General features: G+C 40.5%; 21 protein-coding genes. 10 read left to right on the plus strand and 11 right to left on the minus strand.

Annotation, left to right across the window (positions count from 1 at the left end; all coding sequences use genetic code 11):
- Positions 1-2: 2 nt before the first annotated feature.
- The 3 genes from dacC to MKI85_RS01285 form a co-directional block, all read right to left on the minus strand.
- Positions 3-1,151 carry a D-alanyl-D-alanine carboxypeptidase PBP5/6 gene (dacC, locus tag MKI85_RS01275; protein ID WP_100242918.1) on the minus strand — a complete coding sequence of 383 codons (1,149 nt, stop codon included), beginning with the start codon at positions 1,149-1,151 and terminating at the stop codon, positions 3-5.
- A 118-nt stretch (positions 1,152-1,269) separates the two neighbouring features.
- The gene (locus MKI85_RS01280) at positions 1,270-1,653 is read right to left on the minus strand and encodes an MCR_0457 family protein (protein ID WP_241624223.1); all 384 of its coding nucleotides are present in this window, start codon (positions 1,651-1,653) and stop codon (positions 1,270-1,272) included.
- A 178-nt stretch (positions 1,654-1,831) separates the two neighbouring features.
- Complete coding sequence (locus tag MKI85_RS01285) at positions 1,832-2,206, minus strand: MCR_0457 family protein (protein ID WP_241624225.1); 375 nt, start codon at positions 2,204-2,206, stop codon at positions 1,832-1,834.
- Between the two features lie 104 nt (positions 2,207-2,310).
- On the opposite strand from MKI85_RS01285, the gene surE reads away from it, so the two are divergent.
- The 3 genes from surE to MKI85_RS01300 all read left to right on the plus strand — a co-directional run bounded on the left by surE (position 2,311) and on the right by MKI85_RS01300 (position 5,029).
- Positions 2,311-3,078: a 5'/3'-nucleotidase SurE gene (gene surE, locus MKI85_RS01290; RefSeq protein WP_241624227.1), complete on the plus strand. Its 768-nt coding sequence runs from the start codon at positions 2,311-2,313 to the stop codon at positions 3,076-3,078.
- A gap of 116 nt (positions 3,079-3,194) precedes the next feature.
- Positions 3,195-4,004, plus strand: coding sequence for a peptidoglycan DD-metalloendopeptidase family protein (locus MKI85_RS01295; RefSeq protein WP_241624229.1), 810 nt, complete (start codon positions 3,195-3,197; stop codon positions 4,002-4,004).
- A 95-nt stretch (positions 4,005-4,099) separates the two neighbouring features.
- Complete coding sequence (locus MKI85_RS01300; RefSeq protein WP_241624231.1) at positions 4,100-5,029, plus strand: LysR family transcriptional regulator; 930 nt, start codon at positions 4,100-4,102, stop codon at positions 5,027-5,029.
- A 75-nt stretch (positions 5,030-5,104) separates the two neighbouring features.
- Here the strand turns inward: MKI85_RS01300 and MKI85_RS01305 are convergent, their stop codons facing one another.
- Positions 5,105-6,316 carry an aspartate aminotransferase family protein gene (locus MKI85_RS01305; protein WP_241624233.1) on the minus strand — a complete coding sequence of 404 codons (1,212 nt, stop codon included), beginning with the start codon at positions 6,314-6,316 and terminating at the stop codon, positions 5,105-5,107.
- Positions 6,317-6,555: 239 nt separating this feature from the next.
- Here MKI85_RS01305 and grxD point away from each other — a divergent pair, with 239 nt between their 5' ends.
- The gene (gene grxD, locus MKI85_RS01310) at positions 6,556-6,897 is read left to right on the plus strand and encodes a Grx4 family monothiol glutaredoxin (RefSeq protein WP_016166729.1); all 342 of its coding nucleotides are present in this window, start codon (positions 6,556-6,558) and stop codon (positions 6,895-6,897) included.
- Between the two features lie 79 nt (positions 6,898-6,976).
- Here grxD and MKI85_RS01315 read toward each other — a convergent pair whose 3' ends face one another.
- On the minus strand, positions 6,977-7,624 hold the full coding sequence (locus MKI85_RS01315) for an HAD-IB family hydrolase (RefSeq protein WP_241624235.1): 648 nt from the start codon (positions 7,622-7,624) through the stop codon (positions 6,977-6,979).
- Positions 7,591-8,805 carry a DUF1615 family protein gene (locus tag MKI85_RS01320; protein ID WP_241624237.1) on the minus strand — a complete coding sequence of 405 codons (1,215 nt, stop codon included), beginning with the start codon at positions 8,803-8,805 and terminating at the stop codon, positions 7,591-7,593. Before MKI85_RS01320 ends, MKI85_RS01315 begins: the two co-directional genes overlap by 34 nt.
- A gap of 81 nt (positions 8,806-8,886) precedes the next feature.
- Between MKI85_RS01320 and dusB the strand changes: the two genes are divergently transcribed.
- A complete protein-coding gene (gene dusB, locus MKI85_RS01325; RefSeq protein WP_241624239.1) occupies positions 8,887-9,909 on the plus strand; it encodes a tRNA dihydrouridine synthase DusB in 1,023 nt (340 codons plus the stop codon).
- Between the two features lie 44 nt (positions 9,910-9,953).
- Here the strand turns inward: dusB and MKI85_RS01330 are convergent, their stop codons facing one another.
- Together MKI85_RS01330 and MKI85_RS01335 are read right to left on the minus strand one after the other, a co-directional pair.
- Positions 9,954-11,000 (minus strand): NAD(P)H-dependent flavin oxidoreductase, encoded by a 1,047-nt coding sequence (locus MKI85_RS01330; RefSeq protein ID WP_241624241.1) that lies wholly within the window; start codon positions 10,998-11,000, stop codon positions 9,954-9,956.
- Positions 11,001-11,198: 198 nt separating this feature from the next.
- Positions 11,199-11,543, minus strand: coding sequence for a hypothetical protein (locus MKI85_RS01335; RefSeq protein ID WP_241624243.1), 345 nt, complete (start codon positions 11,541-11,543; stop codon positions 11,199-11,201).
- Positions 11,544-12,119: 576 nt separating this feature from the next.
- On the opposite strand from MKI85_RS01335, the gene MKI85_RS01340 reads away from it, so the two are divergent.
- From MKI85_RS01340 to MKI85_RS01355, 4 genes are all read left to right on the plus strand, one after another.
- Positions 12,120-12,662, plus strand: a complete 543-nt coding sequence (locus MKI85_RS01340; protein ID WP_241624245.1) for a GTP-binding protein — start codon at positions 12,120-12,122, stop codon at positions 12,660-12,662.
- 11 nt (positions 12,663-12,673) lie between these two features.
- Positions 12,674-13,093 carry a roadblock/LC7 domain-containing protein gene (locus MKI85_RS01345; protein WP_241624247.1) on the plus strand — a complete coding sequence of 140 codons (420 nt, stop codon included), beginning with the start codon at positions 12,674-12,676 and terminating at the stop codon, positions 13,091-13,093.
- An 82-nt stretch (positions 13,094-13,175) separates the two neighbouring features.
- On the plus strand, positions 13,176-14,162 hold the full coding sequence (locus MKI85_RS01350) for a hypothetical protein (protein WP_241624249.1): 987 nt from the start codon (positions 13,176-13,178) through the stop codon (positions 14,160-14,162).
- Between the two features lie 60 nt (positions 14,163-14,222).
- Complete coding sequence (locus MKI85_RS01355) at positions 14,223-14,579, plus strand: roadblock/LC7 domain-containing protein (protein WP_241624251.1); 357 nt, start codon at positions 14,223-14,225, stop codon at positions 14,577-14,579.
- Between the two features lie 58 nt (positions 14,580-14,637).
- Here MKI85_RS01355 and MKI85_RS01360 read toward each other — a convergent pair whose 3' ends face one another.
- From MKI85_RS01360 to MKI85_RS01370, 3 genes are all read right to left on the minus strand, one after another.
- The gene (locus MKI85_RS01360) at positions 14,638-15,513 is read right to left on the minus strand and encodes an arginase family protein (protein ID WP_241624253.1); all 876 of its coding nucleotides are present in this window, start codon (positions 15,511-15,513) and stop codon (positions 14,638-14,640) included.
- 4 nt (positions 15,514-15,517) lie between these two features.
- Positions 15,518-16,477: a hypothetical protein gene (locus MKI85_RS01365; protein ID WP_241624255.1), complete on the minus strand. Its 960-nt coding sequence runs from the start codon at positions 16,475-16,477 to the stop codon at positions 15,518-15,520.
- Between the two features lie 234 nt (positions 16,478-16,711).
- The gene (locus tag MKI85_RS01370; protein WP_241624257.1) at positions 16,712-19,354 is read right to left on the minus strand and encodes a Lon protease family protein; all 2,643 of its coding nucleotides are present in this window, start codon (positions 19,352-19,354) and stop codon (positions 16,712-16,714) included.
- A gap of 183 nt (positions 19,355-19,537) precedes the next feature.
- Between MKI85_RS01370 and MKI85_RS01375 the strand changes: the two genes are divergently transcribed.
- Entirely contained in the window at positions 19,538-21,697 is a 2,160-nt protein-coding gene (locus tag MKI85_RS01375; protein WP_241624259.1) for an AmpG family muropeptide MFS transporter, read from the plus strand.

Here is a 21,697-nt window from a genome sequence, read left to right on the forward strand (position 1 = left end):
GCTTAAAATAAGTTTGCGAAGAATTGTTTAATATGGTCGATTAAACGAGAGAAGAAACCCGCTTCTTCAACTGCTTGTAATGCAACCAATGGTTTTTCAGAAATTACTTTGCCGTCTAAGCTTGCAACGTATTTACCAATCACTTGACCTTTTTGTAACGGTGCAGTGAGTTTAGGCTGAACGACCAATTGAGTTTTGATGGCATCAGCTTTGCCTTTAGGCATTGTCACGTTGAAGTTTTCAGCCAAGCCAATTTGAACTTCGTTTTCTTTACCAAAATAAACTTTTGCTTTCGCCAAAACTTGGTTCGCAGGTTGAACTTTAACAGTTTCGAAGTTTGCAAAGCCCCATGCCAATAAAGTACGTGTTTGGGTTGCACGCTCTTGGATAGTTGGTGTGCCAAATACCACAGAGATCAAACGCATTGGACCACGTTTTGAAGACGTCGTGACACAGTAACCTGCTTCTTCAGTATGACCAGTTTTTAAACCGTCAACACTTGGGTCTGTATACAACAGGGCATTACGGTTGCCTTGTTTAATGCCATTGAAGGTAAATTCTTTTTCAGAATAGATTGGGTAGTATTTTGAACTGTCATGAATGATATGTTGCGCAAGCATTGCCATATCTTTGGCAGTTGAATAGTGACCGTCTGCAGGCATACCTGTTGAGTTAATGAAGTGGGTGTTGGTCATCCCCATACGCTTCGCTTCTTCATTCATCATGTAAGCGAAAGTGCCCTCATTACCTGCAATGTGTTCTGCCATTGCTTTAGATGCATCGTTACCAGACTGAATAATAATACCACGCAACATTTCTAAAGCAGTCGCAGTACCATTTAAAGGAACATACATACATGATTCTGTGCTACTACCACGACACCATGCAGATTCGTTCATGCGGACTTTTTCATCTTCAGTCAGCTCGCCCTTCAACAGTTTTTGTTCAATGATGTAACTGGTCATCATTTTTGTCATTGAAGCAGGTGCTAACTTTTCATTTTCATTTTTTGCTGCAAGGATTTGCCCCGTCTCATAGTCCATCAAAACATAAGATTTATTATTGAGTTCTGGTGGCGTAGATAAGACAGTTGCTGCGAAAGAGAAACTTGGTAATAGTAATGTTGCAGCAAGGGCGCTTTTACGGATCATTTCTAGCGGGTTCCAATATCTTGATGTAAGCACAAAGAGCTTAGCATTCTAGGATAAAGCATAGCCGACTTCTACCTGTGAAATCGGCTTATTTCAAAAGTATTGTAACCAATTTGTTTCAATTGCTATAGGTGGTCAATTCTTGACAGATTTCTTTATTTTTATCATCGCCAGCACTTTTAGCATCAGATTTTGCTTCAGCTAAAATAGGTTTAAAGTTTTTAGATTTACTTAATTTCATTAAAGCACTTACTGCATCTTTTTCTTCAGGAAGATGTTCTTGTGCCAACTTGCTATAGCCTTGTTCAAAGCCATCTTTATTGTCGACTAACTTTGGGCAAATCTCTGACAAAACATAAATAGCAGCAAGTTCTTGTTGAGTAACCGTCTGGTTTGGTGTGACTTCAATATTTTCATCTTTACTTTCATCAGCATGAGCGAAAGAAAAAGTCAAAGCAGTTAGTATAGCTAATGATGTTGTTTTTAAAGCGGCAAATTTCATAAACAATAAACTCAAAAAAGATCAATCGACTTGAGCTAAGGTTAACTCGATTGAGCAGAAATGGAAGAGGGGAAATGTATATAAATGGTTGAAAGGATGAAGAAGATATGCATGTTGGTATAATTAATGAAGTGCTTACGAATGACTTAATATAAAGTCATTCGTAAGCGTTTTAGAATTATGCTTGATATTCAGCAACATCCACACACACGGTGTGTTGCTCTTCTTTACTGGTTTCTTGAGCAGCTTTGCGTGTTTCTTGCAAAATTGATTTGTATTCTGGATCGGCTTGTAATTTATCTAAAGTCATCGATGCATCAGAATATTCTTTTAAATACATCTGCGTTAGTGTTTGAACATTCGCATCGAGTTTTGCATTTTTACCAATCACAGCAGGACAAACTTCAGCCATAATTTGGGTAGAGGCAATTTCTTCTTTTATGATGCTGTTGGCTTCTTCTTGGGTTAAGCCTTCGTTGGCACTGACTGCTTGAGCAAATAAAACTGCAAAACCCAACCCCAAAACACGACGAAATGATAAAGTTTTAATCATTGTAAGATACTCATTTAATGATAGATATTGTGCGCTAATATATATAATTTCACATATAATTCAATGAAATGTTCTAGTCAGTCACTTTTAAAAGCGAGTTTTTTGTGAATATTCTAATTGCCAATGATGACGGTGTTTTCGCGCCAGGGATACAAGCTTTAGCACGTGCGTTAAAACCATTGGGTCGTGTTGTCATTGTGGCTCCTGAAAGTGAGCGAAGTGGTTTTTCAAGTGCTTTAACTTTAGACCGTCCTTTGCGACCAATCTCGATTGCACCAGATGTCTGGGCGGTGAATGGAACGCCAGCAGATTGTGTTTATTTGTCTATGAATGGTCTGTTTGATTTTGAGTTTGATTTGGTTGTAAGCGGCATTAATAGCGGTGCTAATTTGGGTGATGACGTGCTGTATTCAGGTACCGTGGGTGCCGCATTTGAAGGACGTCTCATGAAACAGCCAGCAATTGCTGTGTCTTTAGCTGGCAGTAATGTACGTAGCTATGATCACCCAGACGATTATGCTGTAGCGGCACAATGGGTACATGATTTTATTCAGGCTGGGCTACCAGCATTACCGCCACGTCATATTTTTAATATTAATATTCCAGATGTAGCTGAACTTCAGGGGCAGAAAATTACCTATCAAGGTCGCCGTCATCAATCTAAACCAATTACCAGTCATGTTGATCCGCGTGGACGCCAAGTGTATTGGATTGGGCTCTCTGGGGAGGCGGTCTCTGAGCCTCAACGAGGTCTGATGGGGATTGAATCTGACTTTTTTGCGGTTGCGAATGGTTTTGTCAGCATTACTCCCATTCAAATGGATGCGACCAATTATGAAATTTTGCAGAGTTTGCATGAACAGTGCCGCTAAATGCCTAGTAAATGTTGTAACTTTGTGAAAAAGTCCGTGAATGCGGATTTTTTCAAAATATTTTTGCTACTCTTACGCGCATGAAAACCAATAAAGACATATAGAGAGGAAGATTAATGCCTGCGATGTCGCAAAATCGGATCTTTGCTACGCCAACAGCATTGTTGAAAACCCTAGTGATCTCAACTGCTATTGTTACCACGGTCATTTTAAGTGGATGTGCATCCAAACCCCAAATTAATAATCCGACCCGTTACGCGACGGCACCTGACTATTACACTGTTCGTTCAGGTGATACTTTAAGTGGAATTGCGGCACGTTACGGGTTGAGTTATATCAGCATTGCTGACATGAATGATATTGCACCGCCGTATCGTATTTATGTGGGGCAGTCAATTAAACTGAGAGGTTCTGGTAATAAACGTACGGCAACTACACAGGCAGTCACACAAGCTGCGCCGATTCAACGTCAGGCGATTACTTTACCAAGCACTCCTGCAGTGACAGCAACGACCACGACTACAAATACTGCACCAGTTACTCCGACTCAAGCCAGTGCTTTACGTTGGGTGAAGCCGTCGAATGGGGCAGTAATCGAAAACTTCAATTTGACCAATAATGTCAAAGGTATTCGCTATGGTGGTAATGTAGGCGATGCAATTTTTGCTGCCGCCAATGGTCAAGTGGTATATGCTGCTGATGGTCTAAAAGAATATGGCAATCTTATTCTGGTGAAGCATATTAGTGGCTATATCACTGCGTATGCGCATAACAGCAAGATGTTGGTGAAAAGCGGAGATAATGTAACGGCTGGTCAAAAAATTGCAGAGATGGGTTCATCAGGTGCAAGCCGTACCATGCTTGAGTTTCAGGTACGCTTAAATGGTAAACCAATCAATCCGACGAATGTTTTACCAATAAATTAAATTAAGATCATTACAACTTTTAAATTTCACCGTATAATCCAATGAGTTGCTTTTATCGAAAGGTAGGAGCATCTCATAAGTTTAGAGGGAAATTTATGTTAGATCAACTTCGAGCAATGGGAGTGTTTGCTTGTGTTGTGGAAAAATGTTCGTTTAGCGGAGCCGCACGAGAGTTAGGAATTACTACAAGTGCTGTAAGCCAGCAGATTCGTTCTTTAGAACAAGAGATGGAAGTGATCCTTCTGCATCGTTCGACACGAAAATTGAGTTTGACTGAAGCTGGACAAGCTTTTTTTCATAGCTGCCAAGAGATGCTTGCTGCTGCAGAACGTGGGAAAATTCGTCTTAACGAGTTACGTGATGATCTAGTCGGAGAGTTGCGTATAGCAACCACTCCTGAATTAGGTGCAAATCATGTTATTCCTGCATTATCACATTGGATATCGGCCCATCGAGGTTTAGCTGTTCATTTGGAAGCGGATAATCATTATATTGATTTGATTGAAGGTCGAATTGATATTGCGCTACGCATGAGTCCGAAAATTGAAGATCAGAGTTTATATGCGGTTCCATTGGCCCGCGTAGAACAAGTGTTAGTTGCTTCGCCTAGTTATTTAAATCAGACGGCACCGATTTCGCGTCCAGAAGATTTAAAGAATCATGATCTGATTCCCGTTAACTTAATGAAAAACTATGAAAGTTTTGCTTTCCAACATGGCATGTCTGGCGAAACGGTGAGTATAGAAATGAACTCGCGTTTAACCACCAATAATGTGTTGGTTGCCAAGTCTTTATGTCTGCAAGGACATGGAATTTCTCGAATTTTATATCTAGATGTTCAAAAAGATTTAGTCAATGGTGCATTGGTAGAGGTCTTACCAGAGTGGAAATTACCTAATTTCTATTTATATGCTATTACATCTAAGCGTGAACAACAGCCTATGAAAATTCACCGCTGTTTAGATGCATTGAAACAATATTTCTGCCAATTACCCGGTGGTAGAATTTATCAAGAAGCTTCATAAAAAGCTGAAATAAAAAAGCCGCTAAACGCGGCTTTTTTTGTTAAGCGATGTAATGAGTATTACATCGCGCTGTGCTTAAGCAAGGTAAACTTGAATCATAGTCACTAAGCGTTGAATCAATTGATCTGCTTGCTCTTGAGTGATGTTTAACGGTGGTAATAAACGTACTACTGAACCTGCAGTGACATTAATAATTAACTGATGTTCATCACGTGCAATATGCACTAATTCAGCACACGGTTTTGGCAAATCAATACCAATCATTAAACCAAAACCACGAACTGCAACTTTTTGATCAGATAATTTCTGTGCCAATTGCTGCACAATATAGCTACCCATTTTCGCAGCATTTTCGACCAGATTTTCTTTCTGAATCACGTCAATGACTGTGTATACCACACGTGAACCTAAAGCTGTACCACTATATGTTGAACCATGGTTTCCAGCAGTAAGTACACCCACAGCACGACCTTGAGTCATTACTGCACCAATAGGGAAGCCATTGCCCAAGCCTTTTGCTGTTGTCAGTACATCAGGCACAATATTGGTGTGTTGATAAGCAAAGAATTGACCTGTACGACCATTCCCTGTTTGAACTTCGTCTAGCATCATCAACCAGTTGTGTTGGTTACAAAGACGACGAATATCTTCTAAATAGCTAAAGCCTTGTGGTGCAGTATTAACACCACCTTCACCTTGAATCGGTTCAACGAGAATAGCCACAATATCAGGATGCTGAATAGCCGCTTCTTCAATTGCTTCAATATCACCAAAAGGGACGCGAATAAAACCTTCGACCAAAGGTTCAAATCCTTCTTGGACCTTTTTATTGCCTGTTGCAGAGAGTGTCGCTAAGGTACGACCATGAAAAGAGTGGTCTGCAACGATAATTTTGGGTGTGCTAATGCCTTGCAAATGCGCGAATTTACGTGCAATTTTAATAGCACCTTCATTTGATTCGGCTCCACTATTGGAGAAAAAAACTTCTTCCATGCCTGCAACTTGTGCCAATTTTTGAGCAGCGGCAGTTTGCCAAGGCACTTCAAATAAATTACTGGTGTGAATCAGTGTTCCAGCCTGCTCAGCAATAGCTTGAGTAATTTCAGGATGTGAATGACCTAAGCCACAAACGGCAATCCCTGTTAATGCATCTAAATATTCAGTTCCGTCTGCGGTATATAAATACGCACCTCGGCCTCGGACAAAGCTGATCGGCTGACGGCCAAATACAGGCATCAAATGAGATGGTTGATCAGTTTGTATTGGGGCTTGAGTAAAGGTATTCATAACTAACTCGTATTTGAAAAGAAATAATAGACTTCACTAGCATCGGCTTACCGAAAGTAGGGGGACGATAGTGGATTGATTTTACAATTCTAGGTAGAACTACAAAACAAACCCTATATAAGCAAAATCTCATCTAGAATTAAAGCCTGAATGTAAATAAAACTGGAAATATTGCTTTAACCATACTGTTTTGTTGTGTTTTGGGTATAATGCAAGGCAGATTAGTTGAGGATTCATCAATGACTGAACAAACACGCGATACAGAAGCGTTAATTCGTGACCAGATTGCTAAACACGCAGTTCTTCTTTACATGAAAGGCACTCCGCAATTTCCACAGTGTGGTTTTTCTGCTCGTGCGGTAGAAGCACTCAGTCAAATTGGTCGTCCGTTTGCTTACGTTAATATTCTAGAAAATCCAGATATTCGTGCAACATTACCGCGTATTGCGAACTGGCCAACATTCCCGCAATTGTGGATTAACGGTGAGTTAATCGGTGGTAGCGATATTATGCTAGATATGTTCCAAAAAGGTGAGTTAAAGCCTTTAGTTGAACAATATAGCCCTGCACCAGAAGCTTAATTTGTTTCTGCTGTAAGTAAAAAAGCCAACATGATGTTGGCTTTTTTTTATGCTTGAAAATTAAAACTGATATTAGACCTTAAGCCATTTTTAAATGAGCTGGCAAAGCTGGAAGTTTCTGGTCTTTTCCCACCATGTACGTGTATTGGGCAAGGCTAAACATTTCTAGATCTTCTTCACTATTGCCATAGGCATAGATTGTGGAGTAATTGGCTATAGGGTACTGCTCACTCACGCGAATTTTCTTTTCCATTCGGCTGCAGTCGGCAGATTGATAATATCCTGTGAGTCGACCATCGCGAATTTCAGTTTTGGTACAAATGAGATCAATCTCTAATAATTGACACAGTGGTTTTAAATACAAATCGACTGAGGCAGAAACTAACACCACATCATGACCTAAGTCTTTATGTTGTCGTAGTTGCTCGATAAATTTTGGGTCTAAGTCATGGATCAGACGCTGTGCATATTCTTCAGCAATATGCTGAATTTCCGTGAAATCCGTGTCTTTAAACATGCCATAAAACAGTTTTGGTCGCATGGCATGAGCAGGATAGACATTGAAATAGTAGGCTTGAATCCATGGCAGGAGTTTCAAGCCCTGTTTGACAATATGTCGCTTTGATAGTGCATAAAAAATGAAGCCAGTAAAACTGTCTTTTTTACACAAAGTGCCATCAAAGTCGAATAATGCTAGATTTTTATGCGTTTCGCCCGTTGCATACATGTTTCATAACGTCCATTCACGCGGCTGGCAAACCAGTTGGTATTATAATCACGGCTTAATTTCGGTCCTGAAATGACCACTTGAGGCATCATGGCATAGAATGCCTTTTTGCCTGATTTTTCTTCATAGAGTTTTGTTACTGCACGATAAGTTGCAGTATCTTCAAAATCTTTCTCTTTTTCTTTCTTCAAGTCACTACGAATTTGGCGAGGGGTGACTAAAACATTATTTTGAGCAAATACATTAATTAATTCACGTTCAGACTCGCTCTTTGCTGAACGAATAGAGCCATCTTTATTATAAAGCAACAAGTCGCCATCAAGGCTAAGATCGGCTGCCGTCAAATCATTCAGCATGCTTTGGAAGGCTGCATTACGGCTTGAATACATACCCGAATTATAATCTGCAAAACGATAAATGGCTTTGTCATACTCGGTTGAGTACATCATTAATCGGTGTATACCGTAATACAAACCACCATATTGACTATATAAATCGGTGCGTAATTCAGCAATACTGCCGCCTTGGCGTTTATGGGCTTTGGCATAGCCAATATGTACTTGCATAGAACCCAAAGTCGTAATTGGATTCATTTTCTCACCGACATCTTGCCCAACCAGTTTGGCTGCACCCGTTAATGCGCTGACATGGTAATGCTTCGCCATATAGTCGAAAATTTCACGATAAAGTTCATCCAATTGTCGCTCAGTTTGCACGCGGCGCATTTGGCTTAAGTAGTTATCTTCTGGGCTAGGCTGAGTTTTTAGAACTTCCTCAAAATAACCTGCCACTGTGCCGCCAATGGTTTCACCCAATTTATCGGTAAATTTTTCAGTCAGTCGATCTTGAACCTCTTTGACTGCTTTCTCACCTAAACCAGGGACTTTTGGATCGGCAACAAAATTTGACTCTTGATCAACCACGGCAACAATACTGCAAATATTGTCTTTGGTTTGCGGAATGCCGAGCTGCTCGGTAATGTCAAAAATATCTTTTGCCCATGAACTGCGATCATTCACGCGAGACGGAATAACACGTTTAATTTGATCACTGTCTAAGGTTGGCTCATCATCTTTCCACCACGAATGATCCCCACACGCAACAAGGCTGAATGAGAGTGCTAATACGCTGAATGGTTTGAGTGATTGAATTAGGGATGCAGGAAAAGCAGTTTTTCTCATAGTCTCGGGGCAATAGGTAAGGGATGAGCAAATAGAGCAGATGCAGTATACTATGCTGGTGATTAAAAGTTATGAATATATATGTATATTGGTCCCTATCAACTGTCAAATAATTTAATCGTTGCACCTATGGCAGGTGTGACAGATCGTCCATTTCGTACACTGTGTAAATACTTTGGTGCTGGTCATGCAGTCAGTGAAATGATGACGTCTGATAAAACCTTACGTATGAGTAAAAAAAGCTTGTATCGGGCGAATTTTGATGGGGAACTGGCACCAATTTCTGCGCAAATTGCAGGATCTGATCCGAAAGATTTGGCTGAGGCTGCACGTTATCAAGTCGCCAATGGGGCACAAATTGTCGATATTAATATGGGCTGTCCTGCCAAGAAAGTCTGTAATAAGCTCGCGGGTTCCGCTTTGCTACAAGATGAAGACTTGGTCGCACGCATTTTAGATGAGGTTGTTGCTGCGGTTGATGTGCCTGTCACACTGAAAACACGGTTAGGTTTCTTAAACGGGCATGAAAATATTATGCGTGTGGCACAAAGAGCAGAGCAGGCGGGAATTGCAGCTTTGGCTTTACATGGGCGTACCCGTGAGGATATGTATTTAAATACTGCACGTTATGGCTTAATTAAAGAAGTTAAACAGCTACTTAGTATTCCAGTCATTGCCAATGGTGATATTGATAGCCCAGAGAAAGCCAAATACGTATTGGACTATACGGGTGCAGATGCCATTATGATTGGGCGAGCTGCGCAGGGTCGACCTTGGATTTTTAGAGAAATCGCACATTATTTAACAACGGGGCAGCACATGGCTGCGCCACAAATTGCTGAAGTTAAAGAGGTTCTACTCGGACATTTAGCGGAACTATATCAGTTTTACGGTGAATATTCGGGTTGCCGAATTGCGCGTAAACATATTGCTTGGTACACCAAAGGTCTACGTGCGAGCAATGAGTTTCGTCAAAATATGTACAAAGTTGAAACCACAGCAGCACAGGCAAAAGTGGTTGAAGAGTATTTCAATCTACTCTTAAGCGAAGGGCAAACCATGCATGATGTGCAAATCGAGCAAATCAATTTACTTGATGTTTAAACGTTATCACATATTCAAAGCCCAGCAATTGCTGGGCTTTTTCTTTATTGAGTCTGGCTTAATTCTAATGCCAGTTGATTGATAAGATCAGCCGCTTCCAGTTCACGAATTTGCGCCACATTAGAGCCTGCCCAATATGCGCCATAGCCATGTTCGCCTTGTTGGCTGGCAGCAGCATGTAATTGTTTGGCAAGATCATAGGTATATGGATAGGCAGGTACAGCAGGGCGAAGTGGTAGATCAATTTCGGTATGCCATTGATTAATTAAGCCACGTGCAGGACGACCTGAAATACTGTCCGTAATTTGGGTAATTGGCGAATTAAAAAGAGCTTTGCGATATGCAGCATTGGCATTTGAACTTTTACATTGTACAAAGGCTGTACCTAGTTGTACGGCTTGAGCACCAAGTTGTAACATTTGACGGGCTTGAACACCAGTCATAATTCCACCCGCGGCAATAACGGGAATATCACATTTTTTGCTGAGCAATTGAACCAGATCTGAAGTTTTAATTGCACTGTCGATATGCTGATTGAAAATTCCACGATGCCCACCCGCCTCAATCCCTTGGGCAATAATCATGTCTATGCCAGCAGCTTCAATGGCTTGTGCTTCAGGTAAGTTGGTGGCAGAAACCATAGTCAGAATACCTGCCGCTTTTAAGGTCGTAATTTGATGAGCATTTGGAATACCGAAATGAAAGCTCACAGCTTTCGGGCGGGTTTCAAGAACGAGATTTAAAAAATCATCATTGTCTAAAAAACTTGGGTATATACATTCGAGCTCTGCTGGAACTGATACATTGAAGCGCTCAAATTGCGGGGCTAAGTAGTCAAGCCATTGTGCTGTAATTTCACGATCTAATTTTTGACTGTCGTGACAGAAAAAGTTGACTTGGAAAGGTGCATCCGTCAAAGCTTGAGTGGCGAGTATCTGCCCGCGTGCTGCAGTAATGCTACTTGCACCTAAGCCTAAAGAACCCAATCCGCCTTGGTTAGAAACCTCTGCTGCGAGTGCAGGAGTAGAAACGCCTGCCATAGGGGCTAAAAAAAACGGATGTTTAATTTCTAGTCGTTCTAATAAAGACATCATCAGGCTCCTTATGTTTATTTTACTGTGCCTAAGTGCTTCAAAATATGCAAATAATATTCATTATTTAATCGAGAAATATGTCTCAATATTATCTAAGTTCGAAGTATGAAATTATCTTTCCATACTTTTCTTTTTGTTTTCAAATTTTAAATACTAAAAAACACCCTGATCAGGGTGTTTTTTAGATCAGTAGACTTACTGTTGTGCTTTTTCTTTCACATCGCCAGCACCTTGTTCAACAGCGCCCGCTACATGTGCTGTTGCATCTTTAGCTGCATCTTTTACATCATTCGCAGCTGCTTCCGTTTTGGCAGCAGCTTCGTCTGTAGCGGCATCAATTTTATTCGCAGCTTCATTTGCAGCAGCTTCAGTTTGTGCGGCAGCCTCACTCGCAGCATTTTGCATGTCATGACCTGCTTGTTCAGCGGCATTTTCTAAATGTTCACCTGTGGTGGCACCCGTTTCAGGTGGTTTTTCTTTACTACATCCAACTAGAGTAACAGCAGCAGCAAGACCTAAAGCAACAAGTAATTTATTCATAAGAAGTTTCCTTTTAGTTGTTTTATCCACATCGGGATAGACAAAATATAAAGTAAAAATGAATAAATAATGATCTTAAAATGTTAAGTATATGTAATTGTTGGTAAAAAAATTATATGAAAGTGCAATTAAAACTTGAGAAATTAAAGTACGCACATTTGATGAACTTAAAAATTTTAAAATAGGATTCGATGCCGAGGTGGACTTTAAAATGTGTTGAGATGGAAGTAGGTTTTAAGTTGGTTGAATAATAGTTTAATAAAGATAAATAATTTCATTTATATTTTAATCCATCTAATAAATGCAGTAGCTTAAATTTGATAGATGCCAAATGAGCAATAATGCCAATTGCTTATAACCTTGATTGAATCAATCATTACTAATTAATTGTATTTAAAAACAGTTATTTATGATGTTTTATAAATTTGGTTTTACTATAAGATGAGAAGTTAAAACCTTATAAAAATTAAGGAAATATGTAACAAAAAATTTATAAAATGGTTGAATAATGATGTTTTAAACAAATTAATTTGGATATAATGTGAAACAAATCACACTTTAATTGACGGCTGATCTATGATTTTGCAACAGTACAAAATTGTTTTTGGTGGAACGATGGGGGCTGGGAAGTCGGCTGCAATTAAGGCGATCTCTGACGTAAATGTCATTAGTACTGAAGCCGTCAATACCGATGTTGAAGCGCACACTAAACTTTTAACGACTGTTGGCATTGATTATGGCGAAATTGGTTTAGAGGATGGCACGCTGATTGGTTTATATGGCACCCCAGGGCAAGACCGATTTGATTTTATGTGGTCAATTGTCTGTAAAGGTGCAATTGGCATCGTGGTGTTAATTGATCATAGTCGTGCAGAACGATTGCTAGATCTCGAATTCTATTTAAGTGCATTTGAAAAATATGGTTCCAGTATTGTGATTGGAATTACTCATATGGATCAGGTAGACGACTTAAAGCTCAAGGTTTATCGAGACTGGATGCAGATCCATCATAAAAACTATCCTGTTTTTGCTGTAGATGCACGTGTAAAAGATGATGTTTTGCTGCTAATCGAATCCTTGATTGCCATGCTTGAATGTCAAATGCTGGCTGTGAATTAAGGGGAGGAGTAATGTCGTTTTCACGTGAAATACCGCAAGCAATGAAAGAGCGAAGCCGTGTGGCAGTGCAAAACTTCTTGCATGAAATCAGTGGAATTGAATTTGTCATGCTGTGTTCTTCCGATGGCTTTGAGTTGGCAACAGCTTCAAAAAAGAACTTGGATAATCACGGCAAAATTGCGGCAGTCAGTAGTTCCATCATGGCGATGGTTGCAGCGTTTATTTCCGAAATTCAATTAGTCGGTTGTCAAGCAATCACGCTGGATGCGGAAAGTGGAAAAGTGTTTCTATCTGCGGTGAACCATCCTCAATTTCCAATGGTGCTAATAGCAGTGACTGACCATGACCTATTAATTGGGCAAATGCGCTATCACTTCCAGAAATTAAGTGAAGCGTTGGCTCAAATGGATTTCGCTCTGGCATCTATTTGAATGAGATGAATGATGTACCTAGAGATGGGGTCAGTAGTGCATGGATGTGTTTTTAAATCTTGAAAATTATGGTTAATTGGGAATGAAGAACATCTTAAATATTGCGGTATTCGGATTAAATCTAAGTACATTAGATCAGATTAAAACTCAGGTATTACTCGCACTTCCTTCATCAATTCAGGTGAAATGGGTCAATTTGGCTGAAAATAAAATTGATTTGTTGCTAGTGAATGATGTGTTCTTTAATGCACCAGGCATTCAAAAGGTGCTAAACGATCAACGCATTGCTTATCTGCGTCTCGTCAAAAAAGTTGAACATGCGGGGCGTATTATTGGTGATCAACTCTTTTATCCTTTTTCAGATTTAGAGCATTTACATGAATGGTTATCTGACAAGTTGGTGCCTGAAGGCTCCATGAGGTTTGCTTTGCCAAGCATAGAGCTGAAAAAAACGTTTGTATCATCGTCTTATATGCCTCAAGTCGAAGTGCCGCTTGAACGGGTGATGGCTGAGATTTTTACGCCTCGAAATGGCTTTATTCAATTGTATGATGCACACGGCTTTTTGGCTTTGATTGATACGCGCACAGAACGTGTCTGGGTTGAAGCAGGTGAAACCATTCTGTTTAATGCAAGCCTTAATCAGACCTATGCGACAGCCCAGTTTGTTCAAGATATAACGCAAAATAAAGAAGTGCATGATTTAAGAGCTTGGTTATGGAAAGTATTAAGTCAATCAACTGCTTTAGAATTACCAAATGTTGAGCTCAAGCAAAATTTTAAACTGGATATTTGGCCGCAATTTGAACGCGATCTGAAGCGTAAAGAATACTTAAAAATGGCTGCTTGTTTCTCATGTGGTGCAAAAATAAGCGATGTAAAACAGTTTTTAGATTTAAGTCATGATCGGATATTGAATTTTGTATCTTGTGCTGTTTTACTGCAACTGGGGCGTTTTGTAGATCAAAATGAAGTGAAATTTCAGGAAGATACAAAACAAGTAGAATCTGGCCAACGTCATAAATTACGTAGCTTTATTGGAAAATTACGCAAAAAACTTGGCTTATAAATAATCTGCGCCTTGTAATAATATTAACGGGGTAATTCCCATATCAAGAGGAAACAAGAAATGGCACGTGTTAGTCTAGATGCGTTAACAAGTTTAGATGGTTTTGTCGCAGCGGCATTGGTCGATAGCGACAGTGGTCTTGCTTTGGCTACTCAGGGGACTGGTGTAGATTTAGAACTTGCTTCTGCAGGTAATACAGAAGTTATTCGTTCTAAGCGTAAAGTGGCAAAAGCTTTGCAACTAAATGATAATATTGAAGATATTTTGATTACTTTGGGCAAGCAATACCACTTGATCCGCCCATTAGACACCAATGAGACTTTATTCTTGTATTTGGTTCTTGATCGTTCTAAATCAAACTTGGCGATGGCGCGTTATGAATTGAAAGGTTTTGAAAAAGGTCTAGATTTTTCTTAATAAAATCTGAGATTTTTAAATGCCAATGTGTTTTCACATTGGCATTTTTATTTGTGGCTTATGGCTTTGTATAATAGGTTGTATACGCTGTTTTAAAAGTACTGACATGCAGTTCTACCAATTCTGGTAAAGCCTGATAGCCACCAGCCAAGACAAACATTAGCGGGATATTGTTCTTTTTTGCCAGTCGAAAAATCATTTCATCACGTTTTTCAATCAGTTCAGTGCTAAACCAAGAAGATCCACAAGGGTCATCCTGATGACAATCCATGCCTGCTTGATAGACAATCAGATCAGCATTCCATTCCATAGCGCGTTTGAACGCATCATGAATCGCCAAAATATACTGGCTAAAGTTCCCGTTATGTTTATGGATGTGACTTGTCTCGGCACGTTCATAAGTCGGGCAACCAAATGCCAGCCCATAAATACTGTAGTTAAATAGGTTGTCGTAGCGTTTGGTGAATTCAGCTGTACCATTGCCGCCGTGCTGATCACAATCCAAGACAAAGATGCGTTTATTTGGAAATTGCTCTGCAATAAGGGCTAAGCCATTAAAGGTGCAAAATGAACTGCCAAACTCATACACAGCATGATGAAAACCTTGGGCAATATTGGCTGAAACTTGGTGTTTCCACGCCAGTTCTGCGGCAAGAAGTTGTCCAGCATTAATTTGATAAACTGCATCACGCAGTTGAGTATTCCAAGGTTTGAAACCTTGAAAGGTCGCCATTTTTTCAGGAGTCCCTGTATGAAATGCATCTACATATTCAGGCGCATGTAGTTGCTTAAAAATTTCTATCGGCAGATGCTCAGGTACATGAAACTGTGCAATACCCAACGGTTTTAATGCCTCAGCAACCGCCGTTAGTTTTTCCATACTATTGGTATGGGTTTGCGCATAATACTGAGGAGAGTAACAGACCTGTAGCATGGGGCTAACCTTGAATTTGCATTAAAGCAATATCCTGTAATTGTTGAAGTTGGGTCGTTCCTGGGCTAAATAATCCATTATCGACTTGCTGTTGGTAATGGGTAGTAAATGCACGTGCACGGTTTTCTGGAGAAACTGCAAGCGTGGTCAGACGTAAAAACCAGAATCCATTAATCGCAGAATAAGGCAACACAAAACCCTTAAACTTCTGGTTTGGAATTTTGTCTGTAATCAAGTCACGATCATAATCGACAGAAAACAAAGAACCTGCAGGTAAACACACGCCATTCATCAATACAGGCTTTAAACTGATACAGGAGTGGTTGTCACCCATATTCAGTTTTTCTAACAAAATAGGCTGCTGCTGCTCATCGACAAAAATATTGATTTCACCCTGTCTCAGCATACGACCATGGGCAATTTTCAGGAAAAAATTTTCCGCCATAGGGCATGAGCCAACCTTGGGCTTCTCGGATAGGGCAGTTAATTCTACCAAGCCTGTCTGAGTGTTGCTTCTTGGCAAAATAATATCGCTAATCAGGTCACACAGCAGTTTGCTTTCTTCGAGCTGTGCATGTGTAGAAATATTTCGCAATTGTTGCTGAAGCGAGATGTGCTGTTGAATTTCGTTCTTTAATTCTGATGCAGTCGAGTCGGGTAGCGCTTGAGCCGCTGGATTTTGATCGAGATTATGCCAATCTGAGATCTGAAACTGTGATTGCTCAAGGAGAGTTTTCAGTGTTTTGCTATCAAACTGGTCAAATAATTTTAAGTCAACAAAGTCTTGCGACAATCTGGGGCTATTAATATAGTCTGCCAACACACGAGTCGCTTGGGTGTAGCCACAGCCTCTGCGTTCTGTTTGGTGGGAAAAATGTTCATTCAACATTTCAGTAAGTTTGGATGATAGAGGATGAACATGTTGTTTGAATAATTGAATAATTTCGTGATTGGTTTCGCGCATCCTTGCCTCATTTTACGCAGTCATATGTTTGTGATGTACATTGTTAAAAGTATAAATGTACATTTTATTCTCAAGTTTCATTTGGGTTTTCGCATCCTACAATAGCAAAAAAATGTTTAAATAAAATAGCTTATCGATTTTACATTGCTTATTTGCATATTTTATACTCGCTTGCTTTCTGTAAAATAAAAAACCAGCCACGAGAGCTGGTTTCATATTCTTCACAGTACCGAATTAATGATTAAGATTGGATTGACTGGCTGAAACTTCGACCGCTTCACTACCTTCTTTCAATAATTCATCAGTTAATTCCGTTGGTGCTTTGACTTTTTTCTTGCCCTTTTTAGCTTTTTTCTTTTTCTTCTTCGGCTCTTCTTCAATTTCCGCACCATCTTCGATGGCTTGCCAATATTCTAGTTGCTCCATGACCGCTGCGTAAATTGAGCCTTTGCTATAACGACCTTTTTTATCCAGTGTCCCTACAGGGCGCGCCATTAAGATTTCAAGGGCTTGATCAATGATATCAATCGCATGAATGTGGAATTGACCTTGCTCAACAGCTTCACGAACATCTAGACGTAACATTAAATGTTGCATGTTTTGACGTGGAATAATTACTCCTTGTTTACCTGTAAGACCTTGTAATTTACATGCATCGAAGAAGCCTTCGATTTTGGCATTTACACCGCCAATAGGTTGTACTTGACCCAATTGGTTCATCGATCCAGTAATTGCCCATGATTGGTCAATTGGTAATTGGCTAATTGCAGAAATCAGTGCGGAGAGTTCAGCCACAGTTGCACTGTCTCCATCGACCTGACCATAGCTTTGTTCAAAAGCAAGCGCCGCAGAGAAATGTAGGATTTGCTCACGACCAAAATGCGCTTTTAAGAAGCTGGACATTAACAGTATGCCTTTGGCATGCAATGAACCACCGAGTTCTACACTACGCTCAATATCGAGGATGTCACCACCACCTTGATAGACAGAGGCGGTTAGGCGAGAAGGTAAACCAAACTCAACATCGGCATAGTGAATAACAGACAGAGCATTGATTTGTCCAAGACGATGACCTCGGGTTTCAATCAGTTGTGTACCACGTGAAAGGTCCTGCCAATAGAGCTCACGCAAATAGCCCAAGCGGTATTGGCGATGCTGTAGCGCGGTATTAATGTGCTTGTCAGCCACCATCTTGTCACCTGCTTGCGCGGCATGATGATGTGCTTCACGGATCAAATCGCCTAAGGTTAAGGCATGCAGGGATAGCGAGCTTTGGTCTTCCGCTTGACGGCTGGAATCCGTGAGTAGGGCAGCTAAAGCTGAACGATCAAAAGGCAATAATTTGTCGGCTTGAACATAGTCGGCAATGAGCTGCATATAGGCTTGTTCATTGTCGTCATTACGTTGCAGCGTATCGGTAAAGTCTGCACGAATTTTAAACACACTGCCGAGCTCTGGTTCAAGTTCCAGAATCTCGTAATAGATTTCTGGTTCAGCCAATAAAATGACTTTAATATTCAGCGGAATCGCAGCAGGCTCAATTGAAATGCTGCCTGTGAGCGTCAACATATGTTCTAAAGAAGACAGTTTCAACTTGCCAGATTTGAGCGCACGTTTTAAACCTTGCCAAGCATAAGGTTGCTCAAGCAATTGCTCCGCTTCAAGCATCAAGAAGCCGCCATTGGCTTTGTGTAGCGCACCTGGGCGAATTAGTGTGAAATCTGTGGTAATGGTGCCATTTTGCGTGAGCTGTTCGACGTGTCCCAACAGGTTGTAATGTGTTGGGAAGTCTTCAAAGATGACAGGGGCGCCACTATTCGGCTTGTAAGTAACAATAATATTGGCTTGATAGCGCGCAGGTACTCGGCTAAAAAGACCAGGGCTGAAATCATCTTCTTCTTGCTCAAGCACGATTTCGACATTGTTAATAATGTCTTCCGCATAATATTTAAGGTAATCCGCCAGACCTTCAACTTTTGAAAATTTATTCAAGAGTAGGTCAATGCGCGGCATCACCACTTGGTTGGCAATTTCCCGATTCAGCTCTTGGACTTTGTCACGGGCATCATCTTCAAGATCGCCCAAATGCAGTCCTAAACGCTCGAGTTTTTTATCCATATAGCGCATATGGGAGACAATTTCAGCACGCTGCTTACTGCTCAGCGCATCAATGTCCTGTTGCGACATTTCAACCAGTTGATCATCTTTTATATGAACTGGGATAAAGCAATGTTCATCATTGCGTGTCACCAGTTTTAAATCAAGTTCTGCACCTTCTTTGGTTAAATCGACCAAAGCTTGCTGTTGTTCATCGCCTGTTTGTTGCTGAATTAGCTCAATACGATTGTGATAAGTTTCCGCGGTAAAGCGACGTTCAAGTTGCTTTAAGATAGTCTGCCATGTTTGATGCAACATGCTTTGGAATTTAGGTGCTTGTCCCGCAGGTAGTTGTAGTGCGATGGGTTGGCGTGGTGACTTGAAGTTGTTGACATAAATCCAGTCATTTGGTGTCGGCATGGTCTTGGCATGTTGCTGTAACAAGCGTTTAACCATGGTGCGTTTACCTAAACCCGCAGTCCCGACCGCAAAAATATTATAGCCAGAATAAGGCAGGGCAATTCCAGCTTCGACTGAAGCACGGGCACGGTCTTGACCAAGAAAATTATTCAGAGGTTTGATGCGTTTGGTTGAAGTAGGAATATTGGTTAAATTCGGAATATGTGTCAGCTGTTCCGGTTTTAAACGGGTTTGATTTAAAGTGTTCTGAATTTCTGCTTGCTCGAAGGCTGTCATCAGATGGTTTTTAGGATCTCGTGAATTATTATTTGAAAGGTTGGTAGATAAAGATGAATTCATCTGTTCAAGTTTTTGGGTCACTGTGAAATCCAAAACGAAATATTGCGGTAGAGATTTAAGGTATACAGGTTTGGCGTAAAAATTCAAGCAATGCCGCTGTATTTATCATCAAAATAGCGTAATGATTTCATAAATACTGTTGAAACCCGAGTACTTAAACGGTTGAATAGCACACATGATTTTTTTGTAGAAAATAATAACCGAATGACAACTCAAGCAAATGGATGGAAAGCTGCATTTCAGGCATTTATAGATCGGCGAGCTGCAATTATGCTGTTCCTCGGTTTTTCTGCGGGTATCCCAATCTTGCTCATCTTTTCTAGCCTTTCATTATGGTTAGGCGAAGCTGGGATTGATAAAAGTGCGGTGACTTTTTTCAGTTGGGCAGCACTTGGCTATTCCTTTAAGTTTGTTTGGGCGCCTTTAATTGATGAATTACCTGTTCCATTTTTGACCCAGCGCTTGGGGCGTCGTCGCGCTTGGTTATTGATTGCGCAGTGTCTGATTATTTGTGCTATTTGTATTATGGCATTTTCCGACCCTGCTTTAGGGCAGAGCTATTTATATCAAATGGCTGCTGGGGCAGTGTTATTGGGTTTCTCTGCGGCAACGCAAGATATTGTGATTGATGCTTACCGTATTGAATTGGCTGAAACCGAAATGCAGACGGTTTTAGCATCGACCTATAATGCGGGTTATCGTATCGGCATGATTGTGGCAGGTGCCGGAGCTTTGTTTCTGGCGGCCTCATTAGGTACAGCCAAAGGCAATTATATTTACAGTGCTTGGAAAATCACCTATCTCGCCATGGCAGCAGTAATGTTGGTGGGTATTGTGACCACTTTGATTATCCGTGAGCCGAAGGTCAATCGTATTTATAAAGATTATCAACGCTCAGATTACTACCGTTTAGTGATGGTGTTCTTTGTCGCGGTGATCAGCTTTGTACTCTCTTATATCTATTCAGGGGCCTTGATTGAAGCTTTGACAGCATCTTTAGCGATAAAAGATTCATTTTTATTGTTTTGCTTTGAGGCATTACGTTTTATCGCTTCTGCTGTAATTGCACTGCTGATTGGTACACTGTTGGTCAAGATGGGTGCCGTCAATAAGCAAATGGCGTTTGAAACTTGGGTAAATCCAATTGCAGATTTCTTTAAACGCTATGGCGTAAAGTTAGCTTTAGTGCTGTTACTGCTGATTGGTTTTTACCGTATTTCTGACATTATCGCGGGTGTGATTTCTAATGTTTTTTATCAGGACTTGAATTTTACCAAAGAGCAGATTGCGGAAGCCGTAAAAATATATGGGGTGATTTTTAGTCTTTTAGGGGGATTTTTAGGGGGTTTACTGGCACAGCGCATGAACATCATGAAACTGATGTTTGTAGGGGCTATTCTTGCCAGTTCAACCAACTTAATCTTTATCGGTTTGGTAAAATCTGGTCAGCCTTTACAGCCCGTTGAAGTATCTATTGGGGAACAGAAATATCAGGTACAAGCAGATGAGGTGGGGTATTGGAAGCTGCATGTTCCTGCTCAGGTACTGAATCAGTCTAATCAAATTCAAGCTTCGGTTGCGTATACAGACCAACCTGAAGAAAAAACATCGGTAGATATGCCTTATTTAACAGGTACTACCTCTCAATCGATGATCTTATTCCCTCTAACTGCGGATAATGCCTTAAGTCCGAAAGAAGCCAAGCAATCTGTAGTAGTCAAAGGTCAAGTTCAGGGTGTCGATATCGGCCAATTGCAGGCGGATCAACCTGTCAGCATATGGTTGGATGGTCAATCCTATCCAGCCAAACTCGATGCACAGGGCATTTTCAGTGCTGCTATAGAGGGTAAATTACTGCAAAATGCAAAAAATAAACAACTTACAGCCCAATTAAATGAACTGCATGCAGATTCGTCACTCAAGGTCAGCCATGTGTATCAAGTGTCTAATCAACAGTCTGCTCTAGAGTTGACAGTTGATCCAATTAGCGCACCTACCGATGCTCAACAAGACGTATTGATTACAGGTAAAGTCATTAAGCCATACAGTTCTTTGTGGTTATATTTTGCGATTATTGTTGATAATTTGGCTTCAGGTTTGGCGGGTGCGGCATTCATTGCCTTCCTCTCTAGCTTGACCAGCGTTTCATTTACCGCAGTACAGTATGCTATTTTTAGTTCATTGATGACCCTGACACCTAAAATATTAGGCGGTTATTCGGGTACGATAGTAACTAATATTGGTTATCCAAATTTTTTCCTTATGACCACTCTAATTGGGATTCCGATTTTAATTTTGGTGGTTTGGGTCGCGAAATTACTCCGTGATCATCAACACACACAACTTCAACAGAAGGATGAATAA

This window comes from Acinetobacter zhairuonensis (genome assembly GCF_022601715.1).
Classification (GTDB): Bacteria; Pseudomonadota; Gammaproteobacteria; order Pseudomonadales; family Moraxellaceae; genus Acinetobacter.

Excerpts from the sequence above, each read along its gene's own strand:
- dacC (WP_100242918.1), bottom strand. The coding sequence starts at position 1,151 with ATGATCCGTAAAAGCGCCCTTGCTGCAACATTACTATTACCAAGTTTC.
- MKI85_RS01280 (WP_241624223.1), bottom strand. The coding sequence starts at position 1,653 with ATGAAATTTGCCGCTTTAAAAACAACATCATTAGCTATACTAACTGCT.
- MKI85_RS01285 (WP_241624225.1), bottom strand. The coding sequence starts at position 2,206 with ATGATTAAAACTTTATCATTTCGTCGTGTTTTGGGGTTGGGTTTTGCA.
- MKI85_RS01295 (WP_241624229.1), top strand. The coding sequence starts at position 3,195 with ATGCCTGCGATGTCGCAAAATCGGATCTTTGCTACGCCAACAGCATTG.
- MKI85_RS01300 (WP_241624231.1), top strand. The coding sequence starts at position 4,100 with ATGTTAGATCAACTTCGAGCAATGGGAGTGTTTGCTTGTGTTGTGGAA.
- MKI85_RS01305 (WP_241624233.1), bottom strand. The coding sequence starts at position 6,316 with ATGAATACCTTTACTCAAGCCCCAATACAAACTGATCAACCATCTCAT.
- grxD (WP_016166729.1), top strand. The coding sequence starts at position 6,556 with ATGACTGAACAAACACGCGATACAGAAGCGTTAATTCGTGACCAGATT.
- MKI85_RS01315 (WP_241624235.1), bottom strand. The coding sequence starts at position 7,624 with ATGTATGCAACGGGCGAAACGCATAAAAATCTAGCATTATTCGACTTT.
- MKI85_RS01320 (WP_241624237.1), bottom strand. The coding sequence starts at position 8,805 with ATGAGAAAAACTGCTTTTCCTGCATCCCTAATTCAATCACTCAAACCA.
- dusB (WP_241624239.1), top strand. The coding sequence starts at position 8,887 with ATGTATATTGGTCCCTATCAACTGTCAAATAATTTAATCGTTGCACCT.
- MKI85_RS01330 (WP_241624241.1), bottom strand. The coding sequence starts at position 11,000 with ATGTCTTTATTAGAACGACTAGAAATTAAACATCCGTTTTTTTTAGCC.
- MKI85_RS01335 (WP_241624243.1), bottom strand. The coding sequence starts at position 11,543 with ATGAATAAATTACTTGTTGCTTTAGGTCTTGCTGCTGCTGTTACTCTA.
- MKI85_RS01340 (WP_241624245.1), top strand. The coding sequence starts at position 12,120 with ATGATTTTGCAACAGTACAAAATTGTTTTTGGTGGAACGATGGGGGCT.
- MKI85_RS01345 (WP_241624247.1), top strand. The coding sequence starts at position 12,674 with ATGTCGTTTTCACGTGAAATACCGCAAGCAATGAAAGAGCGAAGCCGT.
- MKI85_RS01350 (WP_241624249.1), top strand. The coding sequence starts at position 13,176 with ATGAAGAACATCTTAAATATTGCGGTATTCGGATTAAATCTAAGTACA.
- MKI85_RS01355 (WP_241624251.1), top strand. The coding sequence starts at position 14,223 with ATGGCACGTGTTAGTCTAGATGCGTTAACAAGTTTAGATGGTTTTGTC.
- MKI85_RS01360 (WP_241624253.1), bottom strand. The coding sequence starts at position 15,513 with ATGCTACAGGTCTGTTACTCTCCTCAGTATTATGCGCAAACCCATACC.
- MKI85_RS01365 (WP_241624255.1), bottom strand. The coding sequence starts at position 16,477 with ATGCGCGAAACCAATCACGAAATTATTCAATTATTCAAACAACATGTT.
- MKI85_RS01375 (WP_241624259.1), top strand. The coding sequence starts at position 19,538 with ATGACAACTCAAGCAAATGGATGGAAAGCTGCATTTCAGGCATTTATA.